This is a genomic window from Nitrosomonas sp. Is24 (assembly GCF_033063335.1).
GTDB lineage: Bacteria > Pseudomonadota > Gammaproteobacteria > Burkholderiales > Nitrosomonadaceae > Nitrosomonas.
Genome location: NZ_JAWJZG010000001.1, coordinates 1,977,337 through 1,996,718 on the forward strand (window position 1 = coordinate 1,977,337; position 19,382 = coordinate 1,996,718).

20 protein-coding genes and 3 tRNA genes are annotated in these 19,382 nt (G+C 50.9%); 20 read left to right on the plus strand and 3 right to left on the minus strand.

From position 1 onward, the window contains the following. Positions 1 to 237: 237 nt before the first annotated feature. The 4 genes from msrA (at position 238) to R2103_RS09065 (ending at position 3,314) form a co-directional block, all read left to right on the plus strand. Entirely contained in the window at positions 238 to 1,551 is a 1,314-nt protein-coding gene (gene msrA / locus R2103_RS09050; protein ID WP_317531119.1) for a peptide-methionine (S)-S-oxide reductase MsrA, read from the plus strand. Between the two features lie 62 nt (positions 1,552 to 1,613). Next, complete coding sequence (locus tag R2103_RS09055) at positions 1,614 to 1,997, plus strand: hypothetical protein (protein WP_317531120.1); 384 nt, start codon at positions 1,614 to 1,616, stop codon at positions 1,995 to 1,997. A gap of 94 nt (positions 1,998 to 2,091) precedes the next feature. Continuing rightward, positions 2,092 to 2,691 (plus strand): restriction endonuclease, encoded by a 600-nt coding sequence (locus R2103_RS09060; RefSeq protein WP_317531121.1) that lies wholly within the window; start codon positions 2,092 to 2,094, stop codon positions 2,689 to 2,691. A 128-nt stretch (positions 2,692 to 2,819) separates the two neighbouring features. Next, on the plus strand, positions 2,820 to 3,314 hold the full coding sequence (locus tag R2103_RS09065) for a YbhB/YbcL family Raf kinase inhibitor-like protein (protein ID WP_317531122.1): 495 nt from the start codon (positions 2,820 to 2,822) through the stop codon (positions 3,312 to 3,314). Positions 3,315 to 3,388: 74 nt separating this feature from the next. On the opposite strand, the gene R2103_RS09070 is transcribed toward R2103_RS09065, so the two are convergent. Together R2103_RS09070 and R2103_RS09075 are read right to left on the minus strand one after the other, a co-directional pair. Next, positions 3,389 to 5,170 (minus strand): hypothetical protein, encoded by a 1,782-nt coding sequence (locus R2103_RS09070; RefSeq protein ID WP_317531123.1) that lies wholly within the window; start codon positions 5,168 to 5,170, stop codon positions 3,389 to 3,391. A 58-nt stretch (positions 5,171 to 5,228) separates the two neighbouring features. Continuing rightward, positions 5,229 to 5,639: a hypothetical protein gene (locus R2103_RS09075; protein ID WP_317531124.1), complete on the minus strand. Its 411-nt coding sequence runs from the start codon at positions 5,637 to 5,639 to the stop codon at positions 5,229 to 5,231. A gap of 361 nt (positions 5,640 to 6,000) precedes the next feature. Between R2103_RS09075 and R2103_RS09080 the strand changes: the two genes are divergently transcribed. The 12 genes from R2103_RS09080 (at position 6,001) to epsC (ending at position 17,418) form a co-directional block, all read left to right on the plus strand. Beyond that, positions 6,001 to 6,222, plus strand: a complete 222-nt coding sequence (locus R2103_RS09080; protein WP_317531125.1) for a YezD family protein — start codon at positions 6,001 to 6,003, stop codon at positions 6,220 to 6,222. Positions 6,223 to 6,396: 174 nt separating this feature from the next. Further along, positions 6,397 to 8,046: an alginate export family protein gene (locus R2103_RS09085; protein ID WP_317531126.1), complete on the plus strand. Its 1,650-nt coding sequence runs from the start codon at positions 6,397 to 6,399 to the stop codon at positions 8,044 to 8,046. A gap of 32 nt (positions 8,047 to 8,078) precedes the next feature. Then, a complete protein-coding gene (locus R2103_RS09090) occupies positions 8,079 to 9,080 on the plus strand; it encodes a sulfate ABC transporter substrate-binding protein (protein ID WP_317531127.1) in 1,002 nt (333 codons plus the stop codon). A 48-nt stretch (positions 9,081 to 9,128) separates the two neighbouring features. Continuing rightward, entirely contained in the window at positions 9,129 to 9,473 is a 345-nt protein-coding gene (locus R2103_RS09095) for a DUF2325 domain-containing protein (protein ID WP_317531128.1), read from the plus strand. A gap of 100 nt (positions 9,474 to 9,573) precedes the next feature. Further along, positions 9,574 to 9,834, plus strand: a complete 261-nt coding sequence (locus R2103_RS09100; RefSeq protein ID WP_317531129.1) for a hypothetical protein — start codon at positions 9,574 to 9,576, stop codon at positions 9,832 to 9,834. Between the two features lie 58 nt (positions 9,835 to 9,892). After that, positions 9,893 to 10,723, plus strand: a complete 831-nt coding sequence (locus R2103_RS09105) for an EAL domain-containing protein (RefSeq protein ID WP_317531130.1) — start codon at positions 9,893 to 9,895, stop codon at positions 10,721 to 10,723. A gap of 100 nt (positions 10,724 to 10,823) precedes the next feature. Further along, a complete protein-coding gene (locus R2103_RS09110) occupies positions 10,824 to 11,741 on the plus strand; it encodes a family 2A encapsulin nanocompartment shell protein (RefSeq protein ID WP_317531131.1) in 918 nt (305 codons plus the stop codon). Then, positions 11,728 to 13,575, plus strand: a complete 1,848-nt coding sequence (locus R2103_RS09115; protein WP_317531132.1) for a family 2A encapsulin nanocompartment cargo protein cysteine desulfurase — start codon at positions 11,728 to 11,730, stop codon at positions 13,573 to 13,575. The genes R2103_RS09110 and R2103_RS09115 overlap by 14 nt, the downstream gene beginning before the upstream one ends. A 37-nt stretch (positions 13,576 to 13,612) precedes the next feature. Then, complete coding sequence (cysT, locus tag R2103_RS09120; protein WP_132427806.1) at positions 13,613 to 14,446, plus strand: sulfate ABC transporter permease subunit CysT; 834 nt, start codon at positions 13,613 to 13,615, stop codon at positions 14,444 to 14,446. Positions 14,447 to 14,454: 8 nt separating this feature from the next. Next, positions 14,455 to 15,336 (plus strand): sulfate ABC transporter permease subunit CysW, encoded by an 882-nt coding sequence (gene cysW / locus R2103_RS09125; RefSeq protein WP_317531133.1) that lies wholly within the window; start codon positions 14,455 to 14,457, stop codon positions 15,334 to 15,336. Then, entirely contained in the window at positions 15,333 to 16,421 is a 1,089-nt protein-coding gene (locus R2103_RS09130) for a sulfate ABC transporter ATP-binding protein (RefSeq protein ID WP_317531134.1), read from the plus strand. Before cysW ends, R2103_RS09130 begins: the two co-directional genes overlap by 4 nt. Before the next feature lie 43 nt (positions 16,422 to 16,464). Continuing rightward, on the plus strand, positions 16,465 to 17,418 hold the full coding sequence (gene epsC / locus R2103_RS09135; RefSeq protein ID WP_411172615.1) for a serine O-acetyltransferase EpsC: 954 nt from the start codon (positions 16,465 to 16,467) through the stop codon (positions 17,416 to 17,418). 54 nt (positions 17,419 to 17,472) lie between these two features. On the opposite strand, the gene R2103_RS09140 is transcribed toward epsC, so the two are convergent. Then, positions 17,473 to 17,760, minus strand: coding sequence for a hypothetical protein (locus R2103_RS09140; RefSeq protein WP_317531135.1), 288 nt, complete (start codon positions 17,758 to 17,760; stop codon positions 17,473 to 17,475). Between the two features lie 192 nt (positions 17,761 to 17,952). Between R2103_RS09140 and R2103_RS09145 the strand changes: the two genes are divergently transcribed. From R2103_RS09145 to R2103_RS09160, 4 genes are all read left to right on the plus strand, one after another. Continuing rightward, positions 17,953 to 18,027: transfer RNA gene (locus R2103_RS09145), tRNA-Gly, on the plus strand. A gap of 110 nt (positions 18,028 to 18,137) precedes the next feature. Further along, positions 18,138 to 18,211: transfer RNA gene (locus R2103_RS09150), tRNA-Cys, on the plus strand. Between the two features lie 19 nt (positions 18,212 to 18,230). Beyond that, positions 18,231 to 18,320: transfer RNA gene (locus tag R2103_RS09155), tRNA-Leu, on the plus strand. Between the two features lie 348 nt (positions 18,321 to 18,668). Beyond that, a complete protein-coding gene (locus R2103_RS09160) occupies positions 18,669 to 18,857 on the plus strand; it encodes a hypothetical protein (protein WP_317531136.1) in 189 nt (62 codons plus the stop codon). Positions 18,858 to 19,382 lie beyond the last annotated feature (525 nt).

The following is a 19,382-nucleotide window of genomic DNA, read 5'->3' on the forward strand; positions in this document are numbered from 1 at the left end:
ACGTTCGTAAATTGCCGGGAAGGCGTGGTTGAAATCACAACTTCACACGCGTCTATTGCGAAAGATTGAATTGCCAAGCACGAGAGACCATTATTTATACCAGCGGCAACGTTACTAACAAAAGCCCAGGCACCATACAGGTTCAAACAATTTTGCATCCACACAATCCTCTGTAGGTGAACCTCAGCGACGCCCCCAGTGTCGAAAATTTGTCTAAATTACACCTAGAGATTCATCATGAAAAAGACTATCGCGGCAATCGCCGGCTTATTATGTATTCTGACAGCCTATGCAATGGAGAAAAACGTGACACCTACCGATCGGAATAGCACTATCACAAAGGATTACATTGTCTTGGGAATGGGTTGTTTTTGGGGCGCGGAGAAACGCATGAGCGAGATCCCGGGCGTGCTCGACGTAGAAAGCGGCTATGCCGGAGGCGATTTGCCCGGCGTCGGTTATCAGCAGATTCTGGATCACGAGCGGAAATTAAGCGCAGGCCGGACAACGGCACGAAACCATGCGGAAGTCATCAAGGTCACTTTCGATCCGGCAAAAGTCACGCTGGAAACCGTGCTGGCGAAGTTCTGGGAGAACCATAACCCGACGCAAGGCGACCGCCAGGGCAACGATGTCGGCAGCAATTACCGCAGCGCTATTTATTATCACGATGAAACTCAGAAAGATCTGGCGCTGAATACTCAGAAAGCTTATCAACAAGCACTGAACACCGCCGGATACGGCGCGATCACGACCGAAACCCTGCCGCTGAAGAACTACATCACCGCCGAGGAGTATCACCAAAATTACTTGCAGAAAAACCCGAACGGCTACTGCGGCCTGGGCGGCACGGGGGTGAAATATCCGGCATCCGGCCAGTCTGCAACGCAAACCGCTACCGGCAGCAACCTCACTCAACCGCTGGATGGCAAGGATCTGAACTTTGCGCAACAATTGGTGATTTTTGAGGCCGAACATTGCGAATACTGCAAGCTTTTTGATAAGGAAGTGCTCAATCAATGGCAGGCAGCCGTACCCGTAGTAGCGACAATGAACACCAATCCACCGGCCGGTTGGACACTGGAAAAACCGCTGTTCGCAACACCGACCATCGTACTGTTCAGGAACGGCCAGGAAGTCACCCGGTACACCGGGTATAACGGGGAGCAAGCCAATTTCTGGAAATGGCTGGGATTTCAATTATTGACGCCGGAACAACAAAAGATCGCTTTCGCGCAAGGCACCGAACCGCCGTTTACCGCGTCCAATCTGGACGAAAAACGCCCCGGTAAATTCGTCGACCCGATTAGCGGCGCCACGCTTTTCCTCAGCCAGACAAAATTCAACAGCGGAACCGGCTGGCCCAGCTTTTTCGATCCCGTCGAAGGCTCAGTGACGCTGCACGATGACCATTCGCACGGCATGAAACGCATCGAAGTCCGCAGCGCCAGCTCCGGCATCCACCTCGGCCACGTCTTCGACGACGGCCCGCCACCGAGCCATAAGCGCTACTGTATCAATGGTAATGTGTTGAAATTTATTCCGGATTGATTTGATCACTCCATTGAGTCAACGACTTTGTAACTTCATTAGATCGCAAAACGAGCTATAGCGTGAAACCACGTGACGAAATTCAGAAGCAGTATGCCGCTAGATTGTACGAGCAACGAAGTCAGGGCGTGCTTCTAAAACGCTTGAATGTCAGCGTTGGCGAGTGGCAACCGCTTTCTAATCAATGCCACCTCAATGTAACTGAATTGTGCACTTATGATAGCCGTTACAAGCCAGTTCGGGGATGGCTGTACTTTGATCTAGCGCCGTTTCCCTTTGTAAAGTTCGTTTCTCATTCTGCAGTGCGTACACCTGATGGTCACTTGTACGACATCACGCCAACCTCCGTGGCAAAAAGCTATCCCTTTATTCCTGCTACAGAATCAGAAGACGAGTATGCTGCCATGAACCTGTCAGGAATCACGGAATTGTGGTATTGCAAGTGAGTTGCGATCTAATAAAAGGCTTCAGTCGACGTATTTGCCTTCGCTTTGCTATGGTAAATCCACAGCTAAGCAAGAGCGCTAGGACCTTCTCTCAATGAGCTCCGTTGCAAAGGGCAATAAGTTCGAAGATCAAGTGTTTGCCGCAATCTATGATGAAGTGTATGAGGGACGGCTCGGGTTACAACCTCAGCAGTGCAGAATTTTTCAGAAGAAGGGGTATTACTCGCGAGATCGAGGCGGCAATATCATCGTAGATATCTCCATTGAGCTATGGTTACCAGGTGCGCCTCAATGGTCGATGCTCTGGATTTGTGAATGCAAGGACTATTCCGGGTCTCTACCCGTAGACGATGTCGAAGAGTTCAAATCGAAGCTGGATCAAATATCCGGAAAAAATGTCAAAGGACTTCTTGCTATCACTGGCGCTCTTCAACGAGGAGCGTTCAACTATGCAAAATCTCAAGGCATCGGAGTCGTAAGAATCCTGCCGGAGGACCAAGTTTGCTGGGTTATGTATCACATGACATCTGCAATGTTGTCCCACAGCATTAATCTACGCGAGTTTGAGCAAGCCTTTATGCTGCCACGCTTCAGAGCCGAGAATCAGTCGTTCTTTGGAAATGCGGATGGCTACTTCTTCGATTCATGGCGAGGGCTTCTTAAAAAGACTCTTACCAGTGGCGAAGAATCCTAATCTTTCGCTTTAGCGGACCGCCTTCGGCATCCGCTAAACTATATTTCAATTCATATAGAGTGAGTGGAATATCATACCAATATCTTAGTAAACCAATACCCAAATCCATTGCGGAGTTAAAATTCTACATGGCTGTTTTAATGATGACCACCCTGACACTCACCTCAACATCCTTTGCCTACAACGACATGATCCCCGCCCGTTTCACTTGCGACGGACAAAACATTTCACCCGCGCTTAACTGGAGTGGAATACCGGAAGGCACGAAGAGTCTGATGTTGATCGTCGACGATCCGGATGCACCCGATCCGGCGGCGCCGAAAATGACCTGGGTGCATTGGGTGCTGTATAACATTCCACCATCCGCCGCCGGTTTAGCCGAGGGTATTGCTGAGAAAGATTTGCCGCAAGGCACGTTGCAGGGAGTTAACGACTGGAAGCGAACCGTTTACGGCGGCCCGTGCCCGCCGATTGGCACGCACCGTTATTTTCATAAGTTGTACGCGTTGGATACCGTGTTGCCGGATTTAAAACATCCAAGCAAAACTGCGCTCGAACATACGATGAAAGGCCATATTCTTGGCCAAGCTGAATTGATCGGACGCTATCAGCGGCCGCACTAACCGAGTTAATCGTAGCTGACCCGATCAATAATACTCCCAGCACCCATCCGCTGCTGCAAAAGCCCCATGATTCCTCACTGTACCGGTCTGCGCGTTTCCCGGAACCAAGCCCGGTACTGTTCCATTTTCACGCGTTGTTCCGCCGGAGCGCGGCGGCGGCAGGTGGTGAATTCTTCCGTATCCGCTTTGGCACCCCAACGGATTTCGGCGCAGTCGTTGGGGTTGTAGGCCATTTCAAAAGCCGGTTTGCGCGCCAACACATCGGCCACCGACAACTCCCACGGGCTGCCGTCGCTGCGCGTGTAGCGGATACTGCTTTCCAGGACGCGTTGCGCGTGATGCTGTTCGATCTGGGCTTTGGCTTGCGCGGGACTTTGGTTGCCGAGAACAAATAATTCCGGATGGCGCAGAATTTTTTCCGGCAAGCCGGTGAGCACATTGATCGCGATGATCAAACGCATATCGCGCGACGGCGTGGAATAATCTTCCCAAGGTCCGAGAGTCTGAAAAATCGCCGCGCCGCTGGGCATCGGGATAACGCTGCGCGGATTTTTGCGTAAATACGCTTCGCCGTTGTTCACCGACGTGACGCGCGTCTCGATTTGTTCCACCAGCGCAGCCAGTGTGGCTTCGTACGCTTGCACCGGATCAAAACCCTCGGGATTGATCAGTTTGGCTAATTTGGCGTAGAAATCGTCGGGCGTGAGCTGATCCTGCTCCAAGGAATAAGCGGTAAATTCAGGGTGACCGCTCAGTTCATTATTGCTGAGCACGCGCCATTGGCCGGGAGCAGTCTGAATCAATGGACGGAAAGCCTTGAAACCTGGCCCTGCATTCGCGGTATTGGCAAACAACAGGGTGCCTTCCCAAATGCGCTTGCGCGTGACCGAGTTGTCCGGTTGCGCGTCGACGGCCAGCAGCACACCGGGGTTATCCGCCGTCTGCGGCACCCACTCGGCCACTACCAGAATATGACCATAGGGATCGGCGTAGACCGTTCCCGGCCACAGCGTTTCCCGGCTCATCGGAACCGGATACAGATCGGTTGATTCGTCCGCCAGCCCGGTGCGTGCCGAACCCGAGTGAACGGTATCCACCAGCCGACGGCTGAATTTCGTGAAATTGCTCTGCGAAGTAACGCCACGGGTAAATTCAGACACGATGGTCGGCGCGTTGCAACGTGGCGGCGTCTTGGCCGAGCCGCGTCCGCACGCGCGGAAAGCGACCGGCAAACCGGTCTTCCAGGCGAAATACGCCCTCAATGTATACGGCAAATCGGCGCAGTCGGGCGTCAGCGGTAATTTATTGTCTTCGCCCAGACCAAGATAATTGTGCAAGAAGTTGCGCTCGGCGTTGCGCAATACCGGCTCCAGCGATGTAAAGCTGAGATTTTCTTCGGGCGGCGCGCCAAACAAGGTTTCGATCCAGGCGGAATAAAACGCTTCGGCGGCAAGATTCCATTCTTTGAGTCTTTCCTGCGGATTGGGTCCACCCACGGTAAATTGATGGCAGGCAACTGGCTTGACACCCCGGCTCACTTCGACGCGATAGTGCCCTGCGCCGGGTTCTTCCCATCTGGCAGCCAGACTCCAGGGCGGGCCGCCGCGGTGGCGCGGCTGCAGCGCTATCCGCTGGCCTTGATCGCCGGTCAGTGTCAATTCCGCCAGCGGGCCATCGGTCGAAACAGCCATGATCTTGACCGGTTCGCCGTTTCTGGGATTTAACGGCGAAATCCAAATGTGCGCCGCGCCGGTCTGCTCACACGCGATGTCCTCGGCCAGCGCTTGCGGAATGCCCACCCCTGCCAGAAAGCACGCAAGAAAACAATTCATGAAATAGACCCGCAAGCTTTTCATCCGCATTCTCCTGTGATACGCACACGCCTTCAAAACCAATTGTTCGCTTCGCGACCAGCTATTCCTTTTTAATCAGCGCGATTTCATCCACGATGTCATTTTCGTCATAACGCACTTGAAATGCCATGTCATCGCCACTGAAGGTGATTTCCGTGGGCGTGCCGACCAGCTCCCATAAACCCAGCGTCACGACATTCGCCGCGCCATGCAGAAAGGCCCTGCTCGCTTTCGCGCCTGTGCTATACCCTTGAACAAACTTAAAGATTTCATAGCGCTTACCGTCGCGGAATTCGCTGATAACCGGCGCACCAAACTCGGAAATCAGCATGGCTCGGGACGTGCCTTCCTTTAATAAATCGACATCCTTCTTTTCAGGCTGTTTGGCCGCCATAAAAACAGAGCAGCCGGAAACTGACAATAGCAATATCAACAGCACCGTAAAAAACATAAACCTTCTTAAATTATTCATATCTCGCCAGTTTAATTCACGATAATCCAATTACTTCGGACACAAATGAGGAAAAAATACCGGCCATTGCTGATCCGGATTTTCCTCTTTTTAGTGCTGCATTTTACTGGAATCGCTTCGCCGGTGTGTCGCTACAGCGATGATTTACTCACTTGTCATTCAATTAATCCGATACTTCAAAAATTACTTTTTATCATAATTATATTGATTATCATCTGGTTAGCAATGAAATATCATGTTACCACAGTACAGCATAATGATTTTTACTTATATAGAAATTAGAAAATATTATTTCTATTTATATAAAAAAATTGCTATCGTTCGCTTCCATCAATTTTTACTACTGTGTTGAACACTATAAATGACTACCGATTCCGGTTTGGAACACAAAATTGTTGCAAACAATGATCCAATCAACAAGGTTCCCGTGGAGGTCGCGCAGGAAATTTTGCGCGCGGTTGCAAGCATCGAATACGGTTCGATTGAAATCATCATCCACGGCAGCAGAGTAGTTCAAATTGAGTGCCGGGAAAAAATTCGCGTCAACCAAGGCGGACCAAACCGGAAAACGCTAAAACCGTAACTACTTAAATGAGTTAAGTTTTAAGTTCCACCAATGCAGCAAAGCCAACCTACCCCTTAACAATACCAGCCAAAAAAACTGGCCGGCATAAAACTAAATGAGCAGATCGACGGAATTTCCGGTGAACTTACTCAGGAGAATATAGTGAAATTTCTTTGGTACATATCGAGAATTATGACATTGAGCGCACTGACTATCAGCGCTACTCAAGCATCTTCCGATCAAAAAACAACGCTTGATTTTCAAGCAACGCAACAAACAATCCTGCAAGTTGTGCAACAAATGCCGGAAACGGCTAAGCCATCAGCCGTCAAGGCATCGGAACAGGGTAAACCATCTGAAGCGGGAAAAGGATTGCCCGCCATCGTGCCGGAGACAAAAACCGCCGAGGCAAAAAAGCCAACCAGCTACCATCAGCGTTCCAACAGCTACGCCACCAACCCGGATTCCGATCCGCCGCGCTATGTGCGCCGCTTGAGCGATATCGGTGTTGAGGCATTTAAAGATGTCACCTGGCTGGAAATCGGTCTGGAATCCCGCATGCGTTACGAGCATCGCCACAACGATATCCGCCGTATTGAAGGTGGAAACGACGATCCTTTTTTCTTGCGCCAACGCGCATGGATAGGGATCAAAGAGATTCTGGATCCATTCCGCTTCGCGGTCGAATTTCAAGATTCCCGGGTTTATAACAACCGGTTTGTACGGACCGATCAGGAAAGAAACGAGTACGACCTGCTCAACGCATACGGCGAACTTTATTTCAAAAAAGCGCTTGGGGCCGATGACCGGGGTAATGATCGGCCGATTCGATTCCGCGTAGGCCGGATGGCTTATGAAACAACCGACCGGCGTTTTATCGCGCGTAATGAGTGGCGCAATACCACCAATACATTTGAAGGTTTCCGCTTGAATCTGGGTCGTGAAGCCAATGATTGGGAGCTTGATCTGTTCGGCATGCAGCCGGTGCGGCGTTTGCAAACCAAGTTTGATGAAGCAAATGATAATCTCTGGTTCTTTGGCGGGATCGGCACTTGGCGCAAATGGTCTGACATCGCTACTCTCCAGACTTACTACATGGGGCAGAAGCAAACGGGTGATCCGAATGGTTTCACAGCAACCAACCGGCTGGACCGGGAAATTCATATGCCTGGGTTTCGTGTATATGGCAAGGCGAGCGATATTCTCGATTTCGATGTCAGCTATAACCATCAGCTAGGATTCAGCGGCCCCAATCGCGTGGACGCGCATGGATACACCATCGAAGTAGGAAAAACATTTGACCATGCCTGGAAACCACGGATTGGCCTGTTTTACGGTTATGCCAGCGGCGACAAGAATCCCAATGACAATGTCGACAACCGCTTTGACCGCTTCTTTGGATTTGCGCGGCCTTGGTCGGCGGATCACTATGTGATTTATGAGAACTTGAAAGCACCGAAAATTCGCTTTGAATTCAGCCCAACGCAGAAACTAGGATTTGAAGTTGGTTATGGCGCCTATTGGCTGGCCAGCAGCAAGGACCGCATGTTCGATATTCTCGATGGCAACATCAGTAATACCATCAAGGACCCTGGATTCAATCGCGACCGCACCGGGCAGAGCGGCGATTTCGGTGGCCATGCCTTCGAAGGACGCATACGCTACCAAGCCACATCGAGAATCAGCACCATATTGGGTTACACCCATTTTACCGCCGGAGAGTTCGTTAAAAACCGTATCGCAGCGACTTCTTGCGCAACCTTGCACAAGCACCCTTGCACCGATCAACGCTCAGGCAACACGGATTTCTTATATTTTGAAGTGCTTATCAGCCTTTTATAAACCCTTTTAAATCATTAGTGGAGAAAATTCTCATGAACATCAAAACATGCCTCGCAGTAAGCTTCTTGACAGTCGGTTTGATTGCCGGCGGTAACGCATTGGCGGACAAAACCTTGCTCAATGTATCCTACGATCCAACCCGCGAGCTCTATCAAGAATTCAATGCGGCCTTCGCCAAATACTGGCAAGCGAAAAACAACGAAAAAGTCACGGTCCGGCAATCGCATGGCGGCTCTGGCAAGCAAGCGCGTTCCGTCATTGACGGCCTTGAAGCCGATGTAGTGACACTGGCGTTGGCCAACGATATCAACGCTATCTCCGTGAAAGCCAAATTGCTGCCGGAAAATTGGCAATCAAGGCTGGCACTCAACAGCACACCGTACACTTCGACCATCATCTTTCTGGTGCGCAAGGGAAATCCCAAAGGCATCAAGGATTGGGATGATCTGGCCCGTCCTGGCGTAGCCGTGATTACGCCGAACCCGAAAACATCCGGTGGCGCGCAGTGGAATTATCTGGCGGCATGGCAATACGGCAAGCGCAAGTTCGACGACGAAGGCAAAGTGAAGGAATTCGTCAGCAACATTTATAAAAATGTACCGGTACTGGATTCCGGCGCGCGTGGATCAACCACCACATTCGTCGAACGCGGTGTCGGCGATGTGTTCATTTCCTGGGAAAACGAAGCCTTTTTGGCGCTGAAGGAATATGGCGCGGAAAAATTCGAAATTGTCATTCCATCGCTCAGCATTCTAGCCGAACCACCCGTCGCGATCGTCGATAAAGTGGTCGACAAACGCGGCACGCGCCAAGTCGCGGAAGCTTATCTGGAGTACCTCTATTCCGAAGCAGGCCAGGAAATTGCCGCCAAGCATTTTTACCGCCCTACGCATCCTGGCGTGGCTGAAAAGTATGCCGCCAAATTCCCCAAAATCGAATTATTCAAAATCGATGAGGCGTTCGGCGGGTGGAAAAATGCACACAAAGCCCACTTCGCCGATGGCGGCACATTCGATCAGATTTATCTGAAGTAATGACAACATAGCGCGCTGCGGCGCGCTAACAAACAAAGAGGATTCAACATGACCGTTCTTATCGTGGGTGGAGATTACGTGGCATCGTTCAAGCAGCTGATTGCCACGCAACACAATGCACGCATCGAGCATTGGAGCGGCCGCGCAAAAGGCTTTAATAAGCGGCAGCTTCCACATGAAACACAATTGATCATCGTTATTTGCGACTTCATTAATCATAACTTTGCCAATTCGATCAAAGAGCAAGCGAATCGTAATGGTATTCCGCTCGTTTATTGCCATCGTTCTGTTAATGAACTGAAACGCAAATTAAAGGATATCTACCCAACCGATAAGGACAGTTGTTGTAACAGTTTTGGTGAAAAAAGAAATCCAACACACAGATATCACTAACCAGTTCAATTGCAGCCTATAGAAACATCTTAAGTCTGTAACAGAACCATTGTTTTCTCTGTCTATGCTTAGCAGCATTCATTTCCATGAAGATAATTCCATGAATACAGCAGCACAAAAAACTTTTACAGCCTTCGAGGAATTTGAGCTTATCCATTCCGCCACCAGCTCTGCATTAAAACGCCCTGACAACGGCTGGATCAGCGGATATTTTCATCAATACGCGGTGCGAATTAAGCTACTCTCCACGATCGAAACAACCGCGTTGCCGCTCGTTTCAGAATTACTATATACTCATCTTGCTGATAAAGATGGTTGTTGTAACAGCCTGCTTGAAAAAAGAAATATCTTAAGCACGTAATAAAACAACCGGCTTTCTCTGTCTGCGCATTGCAGTTCATTTCTATGGAGATAATTCCATGAATTCATCAGCACAAAAAACATTTACCGCTCTCGAAGAATTTGAGCTCATCAATTCCGCCACCGACTACGCTTTAAAACGCGCCGACAACGGCTGGATCAGCGGATATTTTTATCAATGCGAATTAACCAGCGTTTTTCAACCCATTTTTAGCATCGATTTGGGAAAAACCATCGCGCATGCCGCGTATGTGCGCTCCAAGTCCAACGAAGAAATTGCACTCTGGCCATGGCAAGTGTTCGCTATGGCGTCAAAAGACGATCAATTGATCGAACTGGATCGCTTATGCCGGGCGATTCATGCGCTGAATTATTATTTCAATCATATATCCCGGTCGGACAATTTGTTTGTCGAAGTTCACCCGCGTCTGCTGGAGAGCGTCAAGGACGATCACGGCCGCGCATTTGAGAATTTTCTCGATCTGATCGGCGTGAAAACCTCGCGCGTCGTCATCGAAATTCCGGCTATCGTCAACCGCAACTGGAAATTGCTGCAGCATGTCATCGGTAATTACCGCTCGCGCGGTTACCGGATTGCCGCCAACTATTCCGGCAGCAGCAGCGATTGGATGGCGGAACTGGGCAGTTTGTATCCGGATGTGGTGCGAATCGCGACAAGCGATCTGATGCGCCATGAAACCATTTCCGGACTGGCGGATACCGTCCATAGCTTCGGCGCAAGTTTGCTGGTACGGGACATCGAAACAGTGGAACAGTTAACGGCCGCTAAACGCACCGAAGCCGATTATCTGCAAGGCAATCTGCTCGGCAAACCGGCATCCGTGATCAAAACATCCGAGCTGACGGCTGCTTCAAGACCGGATAATTAAAACAAAAGGAGAACATCCATACGCCATCTTTTCAACTCGTTTCACAAGCCTGAAGCAGTACACGTTGCAACATTATTGACTTAATCCAAGGAGAATCACAATGACCGATATTCATCAAGGAAACACCGCATTAGGTGACGTAGCCGCCCGCACGCTTGCCAATGCCACAAAAACTGTCCCGATGATGGGAACCATCACGCCGCGCTGGCTAACCCACTTATTGCATTGGGTGCCGGTCGAGGCGGGTATTTATCGCGTGAACAAAGTGAAAGACCCCGATCAGGTGGAAGTCGATTGCTCTGCCAAGGATGAACGCGAATTACCCGCGACATTCGTGGATTATGAAGAATGGGGACGGGAATATGTGTTGAGTGCGGTCAATACCGTGCTGGACGTACATACCCGCGTTTCCGATCTGTACAGCAGCCCGCACAATCAAATCCGCGAACAGTTACGTTTAACCATTGAAACAGCCAAAGAACGCCAGGAAAGCGAGCTGATCAATAACAAAGAATATGGTTTGCTCAATAATGCAGCCAAATCGATGCGGGTGAAAACACGCACAGGCGCACCCACACCGGATGATTTGGATGAACTGATTGCGCGCGTGTGGAAAGAACCTGCTTTCTTTTTAGCGCACCCGCAAGCGATCGCCGCGTTTGGCCGTGAATGTACCCGCCGCGGCGTCCCGCCTCCAACCGTAACGCTGTTTGGTTCACAATTCCTGACTTGGCGCGGCATTCCATTGATTCCGAGCAACAAGTTCAATATCACCGGTGGTAAAACCAGTATCATCCTGCTGCGCACGGGTGAAAGCCGCCAAGGCGTGGTTGGACTCTATCAACCGGATTTACCGGGCCAGCAAGGCATGGGATTGTCGGTGCGCTTCATGGGCATCAATCACAAGGCGATCGCTTCTTATCTGGTTTCTCTCTATTGCTCGCTGGCAGTATTGACCGAGGATGCGCTCGGCGTACTCGAAAATGTCGAAGTGGGTAAATATCATGAGTACAAGTAATCTCGATCATCCCACAGGCGAAAGCTTGGATGCGGCATCCAGCTATCTGCCGGATGTCGAGTTACTGACCCGCATGGCCAACGAAATGTTTTCCGCTTTGCCCAATGCAACGCCTGCCGCAGGCGTACCGTCCTCTGCGGCAGGCACATCCGCGGCCGCATCACCGTCTGCGCTGGAAATTCCCGCATTCCCCGCGGATCATCCGCGTGCGGGGAGTTCTGTGTACGCTTCAGCCATTCCATTACCATTCGAGGATGAACTCAACACTTTGCTTTCATCGGCAAAAGAGAGTTATTCCGCTGTGCCCGGCCTAACGCAAACGGCTGGCGCTCCCTCTGCGGAAGCGCTCACGGCTGCACCGCTGCCAGCGCCGGAAATTTCCGCAGTGAGCGTGGATCATTTCAATCTAGCCACTTCCCCTATTCCATCGGTCATCCCGCTACCGTTTGAAGAAGAATTACGCACGCTCTTCACACCAGCGCAGAAAGCTACGCTTGCACATACCACCATCCCGGCCAATCCAAGCCAGGCATCGTCATTCTATTTTCTCGACAGCATCGCATCACCAGCGACGGGCACGCCGCTACCGTCCTATGCGGCCGCGCATCCGCCGTTCGATGTGAATGCCATCCGCCGCGATTTTCCGATACTGAAAGAACTAGTGCATGGCCGTCCGCTGGTTTGGCTGGACAATGCCGCGACGACACAGAAACCGCAATCAGTCATCGACCGCCTCAGCTACTTTTATCAACACGAAAACTCCAACATCCATCGCGCCGCGCATGAATTGGCGGCACGCGCGACCGATGCCTACGAAGATGCGCGCAAGAAAGTCCGTCATTTCCTGAATGCGTCATCCGTCGATGAGATTGTCTTTGTCCGCGGCACCACCGAAGGTATCAATCTCGTCGCACAAAGCTGGGGGCGACAACATATCAATGAAGGCGACGAAATCGTCATCTCCTGGCTGGAGCATCACGCCAATATCGTGCCGTGGCAGCAGCTGTGTACCGAGAAAGGCGCCAAGTTGCGCGTTGCGCCCGTGGACGATCACGGCCAGATATTGCTGGATGAGTATCAAAAACTGCTGAACTCACGCACCAAGCTGGTGGCATTTTCGCAAGTCTCGAATGCGCTGGGCACGATCACACCGGCGCAGCAAATGATCGCGATGGCACACCGCGTTGGCGCGCGCGTGCTGTTGGACGGCGCGCAATCGGTTTCGCACATGCGCGTCGATGTGCAGCAGCTCGATTGCGACTGGTTCGTTTTTTCCGGTCATAAGGTATTCGCTCCAACCGGGATCGGCGCACTGTTCGGCAAATTAGAATTGCTCAATTCCATGCCGCCTTGGCAGGGTGGGGGCAATATGATTCAGGATGTCACCTTTGAAAAAACCATTTATCATGCGGCACCCGCCCGTTTTGAAGCCGGTACCGGCAATATCGCCGATGCCGTCGGATTGGGCGCAGCGATCGATTACGTTCAGCGCCTCGGTCTTGAAAACATCAGCCGCTATGAACATCAGCTGCTGGTTTATGCGACACGCGGTCTCAGTACGATTCCGGGTTTGCGTCTGATCGGCACCGCCGCGGATAAAGCGGGTGTGCTGTCTTTTGTGCTGAAGGGATTCAGCTCCGAAGAAGTCGGCGCAGCGTTGAACCGCGAAGGTATCGCCGTGCGTTCCGGCCATCACTGCGCACAGCCGATTTTGCGCCGCTTTGGTCTGGAAACCACGGTTCGTCCGTCATTGGCGCTGTACAATACCTGTGCGGATATCGATTTTCTGGTCGCCGCACTGCGCCGTATCCAAAGCGGACGCACGAGCTTTTGATGATGGATTAATCTAAATCAACACAAGGAATTCTTAATTGAGCAGTTTCAAGCAATACAGTATTTTGCCAGGGTTCAATCTGGCATTGGGATTCACACTGTTGTATCTCAGTCTGATCGTTTTGATTCCGTTGTCGGCCGCGTTCATTCGTACCGCCGAATTGACGTGGCCGGAATTCTGGTCGATTGTCACCACCCCGCGCGTGCTGGCTTCTTACCGGCTGACATTCGGCGCGTCGTTCGCGGCCGCCACTGTCAATGCCTTTTTCGGTTTGTTAGTCGCGTGGGTGCTGGTGCGTTATCATTTTCCCGGCAAGAAAATAGTCGATGCCTTGGTGGATCTCCCCTTCGCCCTGCCGACCGCGGTGGCGGGCATCGCACTGACAGCGCTGTATGCCGGTAATGGCTGGATCGGACAATTTCTTGAGCCACTCGGCATCAAAGTGGCTTTCACACCGTTGGGGATTTTTGTAGCGCTGACTTTTATCGGTCTGCCGTTTGTGGTACGCACCGTGCAGCCGGTGCTCGAAGATATCGAAACCGAGCTGGAGGAAGCGGCTGCGACACTCGGCGCCAACCGCTGGCAAACCTTCACGCGCGTGATTTTCCCGGCACTCTATCCCGCCTTGATGACCGGTTTTGCGCTGGCTTTTGCACGCGCAATCGGCGAGTACGGCTCGGTGATTTTTATTGCCGGGAATATGCCGATGATTTCCGAAATCACACCGCTGCTGATTATCACCAAATTGGAACAATATGACTATGCCGGAGCCACGGCCTTGTCGGTCGTGATGCTGGTGATTTCTTTCACTCTGCTATTGATTATTAATTTGTTGCAATGGTGGAGCCGGCGCCGCAGCATGCAAGCTTGAGAACCATAATGACTACAACGATTACATTCCCCTTAACTGGTAAAACCTTCCGGCAGCGCGCCACACAGGAGCCTGCTTGGGTGCGCCGCTCCTTGATCGGCTTGGCGCTGGTATTTCTAACCCTCTTTTTGTTTGTGCCGCTGATTTCGGTCTTCTACGAAGCTTTGAAAAAGGGCGTGGAAGTTTACGTCGCGGCGATCACCGATCCCGATGCGGTTTCCGCCATCAAACTGACGCTGCTGGTAGCAGCCATTGCAGTGCCTTTGAATCTGATATTCGGTATCGCGGCGGCCTGGTCCATCGCCAAGTTTGAATTTCGCGGCAAGAATCTGCTGATCACGTTGATCGACCTGCCTTTCTCAGTCTCGCCGGTGGTTTCCGGGTTGATTTACGTGCTCGTGTTTGGCTTGCAGGGATGGCTGGGGCCGTGGCTGGCGGAGCACGATCTGAAAATTATCTTTGCCGTTCCCGGTATCGTGTTAGCCACCGTGTTTGTAACGGTACCGTTCATCGCACGCGAATTGATTCCACTGATGCAAGCACAGGGCACCGAGGAAGAGGAAGCGGCCGTTGTGCTGGGCGCCAGCGGCTGGCAGACTTTTTATCATGTCACGCTGCCGAATATCAAATGGGGTTTGCTGTACGGCGCTATTTTGTGTAACGCCCGCGCGATGGGCGAATTCGGCGCGGTATCGGTGGTATCCGGCCATATCCGCGGCAGCACCAATACCATGCCCTTGCATGTCGAAATTCTCTACAACGAATACAACTTCGCCGCCGCGTTTGCCGTGGCTTCGCTGCTGGCCTTGCTGGCATTGGTGACGCTAGCGTTGAAAACATTGATCGAATTCCGGAACAAACAACATCAAAAACAACGAGGTTTCGAATGAGCATTGAAGTAATCAGTCTCTCCAAACAATTCGGCACGTTTACCGCACTGCATGATGTCAGTTTACAAGTGCACTCCGGTGAATTGCTGGCGTTACTGGGACCTTCGGGTTCCGGTAAAACCACTCTGCTGCGCGTGATCGCCGGACTGGAAACCGCCGATAGCGGCCAGGTGCTATTTCATGGCGAAGATGCAACCGATCAGCATGTGCGCGACCGTCAGGTCGGATTTGTTTTTCAGCATTACGCTTTGTTTCGCAACATGACGATTTTCCAGAATGTCGCTTTCGGTTTGAATGTGCGTCCGAAGAAATTCCGCCCTTCCAAAGAGGAAATCCATGACCGCGTGATGAAATTATTGCATCTGGTGCAGCTGGATTGGCTGGCGGATCGCTATCCGCACCAACTTTCCGGCGGTCAGCGCCAGCGTATTGCCTTAGCGCGGGCACTGGCGGTGGAACCGAAAGTGCTATTGCTCGATGAGCCTTTCGGCGCATTGGATGCCAAGGTGCGCAAGGAGCTGCGCTCCTGGCTCCGCAGACTGCACGACGACATGCACATTACCAGTGTGTTCGTCACGCACGATCAGGAAGAAGCGCTGGAAGTTGCCGACCGGGTTGTCGTCATGAACGAAGGCCGGATTGAGCAAATCGGCACACCGGATGAAGTGTACGAGCAGCCTGCCAGTCCGTTCGTGTACGAGTTCCTTGGCAACGTTAATTTATTCCATAGCCGCTTGCATCGCGGCCGTGCCTGGATCGGCGATCTGGAAGTCGATGCACCGGAGCACGCGGAAGCGGAAGAACTGGCCGCCATTGCTTATGTCCGTCCGCATGAAATCGAAGTCGAGCGCACCCAAAATGGTGAAGCGGCACTGGCGGCGCAGATTGTTCATATTCTATCGGTAGGTCCGATTGTCAGGCTGGAGCTGGTACGCGAGAACGACAAAGATAGGCACCTGGTGCACGCTGAGATCAGCAAGGAGCGTTTTCGCGAATTGCAGCTCACCAAGGGAGAGAAAGTCTTTATCAAACCCAAAAGGCTTGATTTGTTCCCCAGCTATCCGCAAAGCCAATTGAAACATTAAGGCATGGCATTAAAAAACAGATTGAACAAAATGGATTGAAGTCATGACAACCGAACTCAAAACACAAGGCACAGCTGAACCGGAAATCAATCATATGGAAATCGATCATATTGTTTCCCAATTACGCGCGTTACGTGTAGCCTCCCTGGAGCACCGTCAGCGGCTTAACAAGCCTCCCAAACTGCCATCACGAAAAGTCCTGGCATCCATCGTTGAACGGCTAAGCGCGGCGTTGTTTCCGAATCGTCTGGGCACACCCAGCATTTCCGATGAAGGAATCGATTACTACGTAGGACATACCCTGGATGTTACATTACGCGACCTGATCGATCAGATTCACCACGAATTGTTTTTTGTCTCGGGGCAGGAAATTGCCGGTCCGTCGATTCGTGAACATGCTGCGAGCATTGCCAATACATTTGCCCAGCAATTACCCAAAATCCGCAGTCTGCTGGAAAATGACATCCGCGCAGCTTATGAAGGCGATCCGGCAGCACGTAGCATTGACGATGTATTAGTGTGCTACCCGGGGATTACTGCGATTATTCACCACCGCATCGCGCATGAGTTGAACCAGCTGGGCGTGCCGCTGATCGCACGCATGATGTCGGAAATCGCTCATTCGCTCACCGGCATAGAAATCCATCCGGGCGCACAGATAGGCGATAGTTTCTTTATTGATCATGGAACCGGCGTAGTGATCGGCGAGACTACGGTCATTGGCCGCAATGTGCGGTTGTATCAGGCTGTCACCCTCGGTGCCAAGCGCTTCCCCGTCGATGAACACGGCATTCTGGTGAAAGGCAATCTGCGTCATCCCATCGTTGAAGACGATGTGGTGATCTATGCCGGCGCTACGATTCTCGGTCGTATCACCATCGGCCGCGGCTCAACGATCGGAGGCAATGTCTGGCTGACACACAGCATCCCGCCGGAAAGTCACGTCACGCAAGCGCAAATTCGTACGGATGTAATCGCAGCCGGCACCGGAACTTAGAATTCTTTGTATTTGAATCCCGTCACAGGTGAAGCGCATGTTTCCTCAATGCACTCAATGGGATGCAAACATTAATTGATCTGAGAATTCACCTACGGCTATTTTTTCCAGCAATTTTTTCGCTTTCTCACTGACCCCCGCCCCATGTTGCAGATAAGATTGCGCCGCCAGCGCGGGTGAATAATCACTGACCGTATATCCCTGCGTATTGATTTCTTGCTGCGATATCGTTGTCACTGTCAGTTTTCCTTTTCCTAGCTTGATCACAAGCAGCTTCTTTCCACTCGCCCCCGCAATGATTGCAGTATGTCGATGTTGATTGATAATCACAGTTGGTTGCATTTTTGTCGGTCTCAAACAGTCAATAGCGTATACGCATACGATACCACTGTTCATCGCCCGGAATCTTCATTCACGCCTAAGTAAAAATGTTTATTCATTCTTGGCCTGCATTTTCTTGACCAAAACGTACAGCATCTCTATAATCCACCCTTCGTTTCTGAAGTGATTCCAGTCACACAGCAACTTCTTATTGCGGGAATAGCTCAGTGGTAGAGCACAACCTTGCCAAGGTTGGGGTCGCGAGTTCGAGCCTCGTTTCCCGCTCCATTCTTTCTGTGGAATGGCTCTTTGAAATTTTACTTGCTGGGAATCGAATAATTACTCCTGACCGGCTTTTTTCCGTAGGATTAAAAGACATTTAGAAGTTATGCAATAATGGCGGGGTGGCAGAGTGGTCATGCAGCGGCCTGCAAAGCCGTCTACGCCGGTTCGATTCCGACCCCCGCCTCCACCGATCTGATATTTCCATAGCCCGGGTGGTGAAATTGGTAGACACAAGGGACTTAAAATCCCTCGGGCCTAAAACGCCCGTGCCGGTTCGATTCCGGCTCCGGGCACCAATAATCAATAAACTAAACTTATTTCATCTATCAAAAAATCTCCCTTTCTGTTCCGCAATTCTGAAAAATACAGATCAATTTGACCAACAAAACCATCTGAACGCAGAATTCGTGCAAATGCTCAAAGCACCTCTCAAAGCAGATAGCCACGCGCCCGATAGTCGTGTTTTTTTACGCCCGTAGTTTGCCTATGGCTGGGTATGAGCACGCTTTATCGATGTTTAAAAACGCGGTTGCAAATGATGAATGCGGTTTAGCAGCCGCATAGTGGCGTGCAAACGTGATGATTGCTGAAGCGATCAGCCATGTGGACGACATCAAGTTTATGATGGCAGATGTGAATTTGATTTGCTCGATCTATCAAGCCGCAGCGCTTGTCTGAAGTGGCTCATCGGATTGTTTCGCAACCATGAAATTGACTCGGTTCCGCTATTCGGTACTTTAAAAGAAAAACCGGCAAAACTATCCGCAGAAGTAACTCCACATTGGATTCAGGATGGCATAATTGTTGATAAAGCTATGGAGGCTGCGGCGTAGTCGGTGAAGCAGGCAGGATTATTGAGATTAGATCGTATAAGGATAGGATGAAATGAGTTTTTTCGAATGGCCGTGTGAACTGGTTTTCAGTGCTTGCACCTTTTTTGTAATGACAAAGGCTTTATTGGCATTAATTCTCTGCGTTATCTCGGCCGGGATGATTTTCATCGTAATAAAAGAAATAATCAAAGATTTCAGGAAATAATAGAAGCTCTTACTCATATCGGAATATCAATAGAAACGCCCGGTGAGGGACTTTGAATCTCAGCCGGGCGTGGAGATCATATGTGGATACGCCAATTTAGTATTGGACGGACATTAAAGAAACTTTAGGGATTATTAATCAAATTATTAATCCAGTCCGGGTTGGTATACCAATAATATCCACCCGCAATAAGCAGGAAAACCACAATTAAAGCGACAACTACGCACATCAGAATATCGCTATTACTAAGTCGCGGACCGTCTGAATTGACAGTTTTGCTCTCGAATTCGTTGGGATTATTGGTGCTCATGGTTAACCTC

What these genes read in the sequence shown, in the direction of transcription:
- msrA (WP_317531119.1), top strand. Translation starts at nt 238, where the DNA reads ATGAAAAAGACTATCGCGGCAATCGCCGGCTTATTATGTATTCTGACA.
- R2103_RS09060 (WP_317531121.1), top strand. Translation starts at nt 2,092, where the DNA reads ATGAGCTCCGTTGCAAAGGGCAATAAGTTCGAAGATCAAGTGTTTGCC.
- R2103_RS09065 (WP_317531122.1), top strand. Translation starts at nt 2,820, where the DNA reads ATGGCTGTTTTAATGATGACCACCCTGACACTCACCTCAACATCCTTT.
- R2103_RS09070 (WP_317531123.1), bottom strand. Translation starts at nt 5,170, where the DNA reads ATGAAAAGCTTGCGGGTCTATTTCATGAATTGTTTTCTTGCGTGCTTT.
- R2103_RS09075 (WP_317531124.1), bottom strand. Translation starts at nt 5,639, where the DNA reads ATGAATAATTTAAGAAGGTTTATGTTTTTTACGGTGCTGTTGATATTG.
- R2103_RS09080 (WP_317531125.1), top strand. Translation starts at nt 6,001, where the DNA reads ATGACTACCGATTCCGGTTTGGAACACAAAATTGTTGCAAACAATGAT.
- R2103_RS09085 (WP_317531126.1), top strand. Translation starts at nt 6,397, where the DNA reads ATGACATTGAGCGCACTGACTATCAGCGCTACTCAAGCATCTTCCGAT.
- R2103_RS09090 (WP_317531127.1), top strand. Translation starts at nt 8,079, where the DNA reads ATGAACATCAAAACATGCCTCGCAGTAAGCTTCTTGACAGTCGGTTTG.
- R2103_RS09095 (WP_317531128.1), top strand. Translation starts at nt 9,129, where the DNA reads ATGACCGTTCTTATCGTGGGTGGAGATTACGTGGCATCGTTCAAGCAG.
- R2103_RS09100 (WP_317531129.1), top strand. Translation starts at nt 9,574, where the DNA reads ATGAATACAGCAGCACAAAAAACTTTTACAGCCTTCGAGGAATTTGAG.
- R2103_RS09105 (WP_317531130.1), top strand. Translation starts at nt 9,893, where the DNA reads ATGAATTCATCAGCACAAAAAACATTTACCGCTCTCGAAGAATTTGAG.
- R2103_RS09110 (WP_317531131.1), top strand. Translation starts at nt 10,824, where the DNA reads ATGACCGATATTCATCAAGGAAACACCGCATTAGGTGACGTAGCCGCC.
- R2103_RS09115 (WP_317531132.1), top strand. Translation starts at nt 11,728, where the DNA reads ATGAGTACAAGTAATCTCGATCATCCCACAGGCGAAAGCTTGGATGCG.
- cysW (WP_317531133.1), top strand. Translation starts at nt 14,455, where the DNA reads ATGACTACAACGATTACATTCCCCTTAACTGGTAAAACCTTCCGGCAG.
- R2103_RS09130 (WP_317531134.1), top strand. Translation starts at nt 15,333, where the DNA reads ATGAGCATTGAAGTAATCAGTCTCTCCAAACAATTCGGCACGTTTACC.
- epsC (WP_411172615.1), top strand. Translation starts at nt 16,465, where the DNA reads ATGACAACCGAACTCAAAACACAAGGCACAGCTGAACCGGAAATCAAT.
- R2103_RS09140 (WP_317531135.1), bottom strand. Translation starts at nt 17,760, where the DNA reads ATGCAACCAACTGTGATTATCAATCAACATCGACATACTGCAATCATT.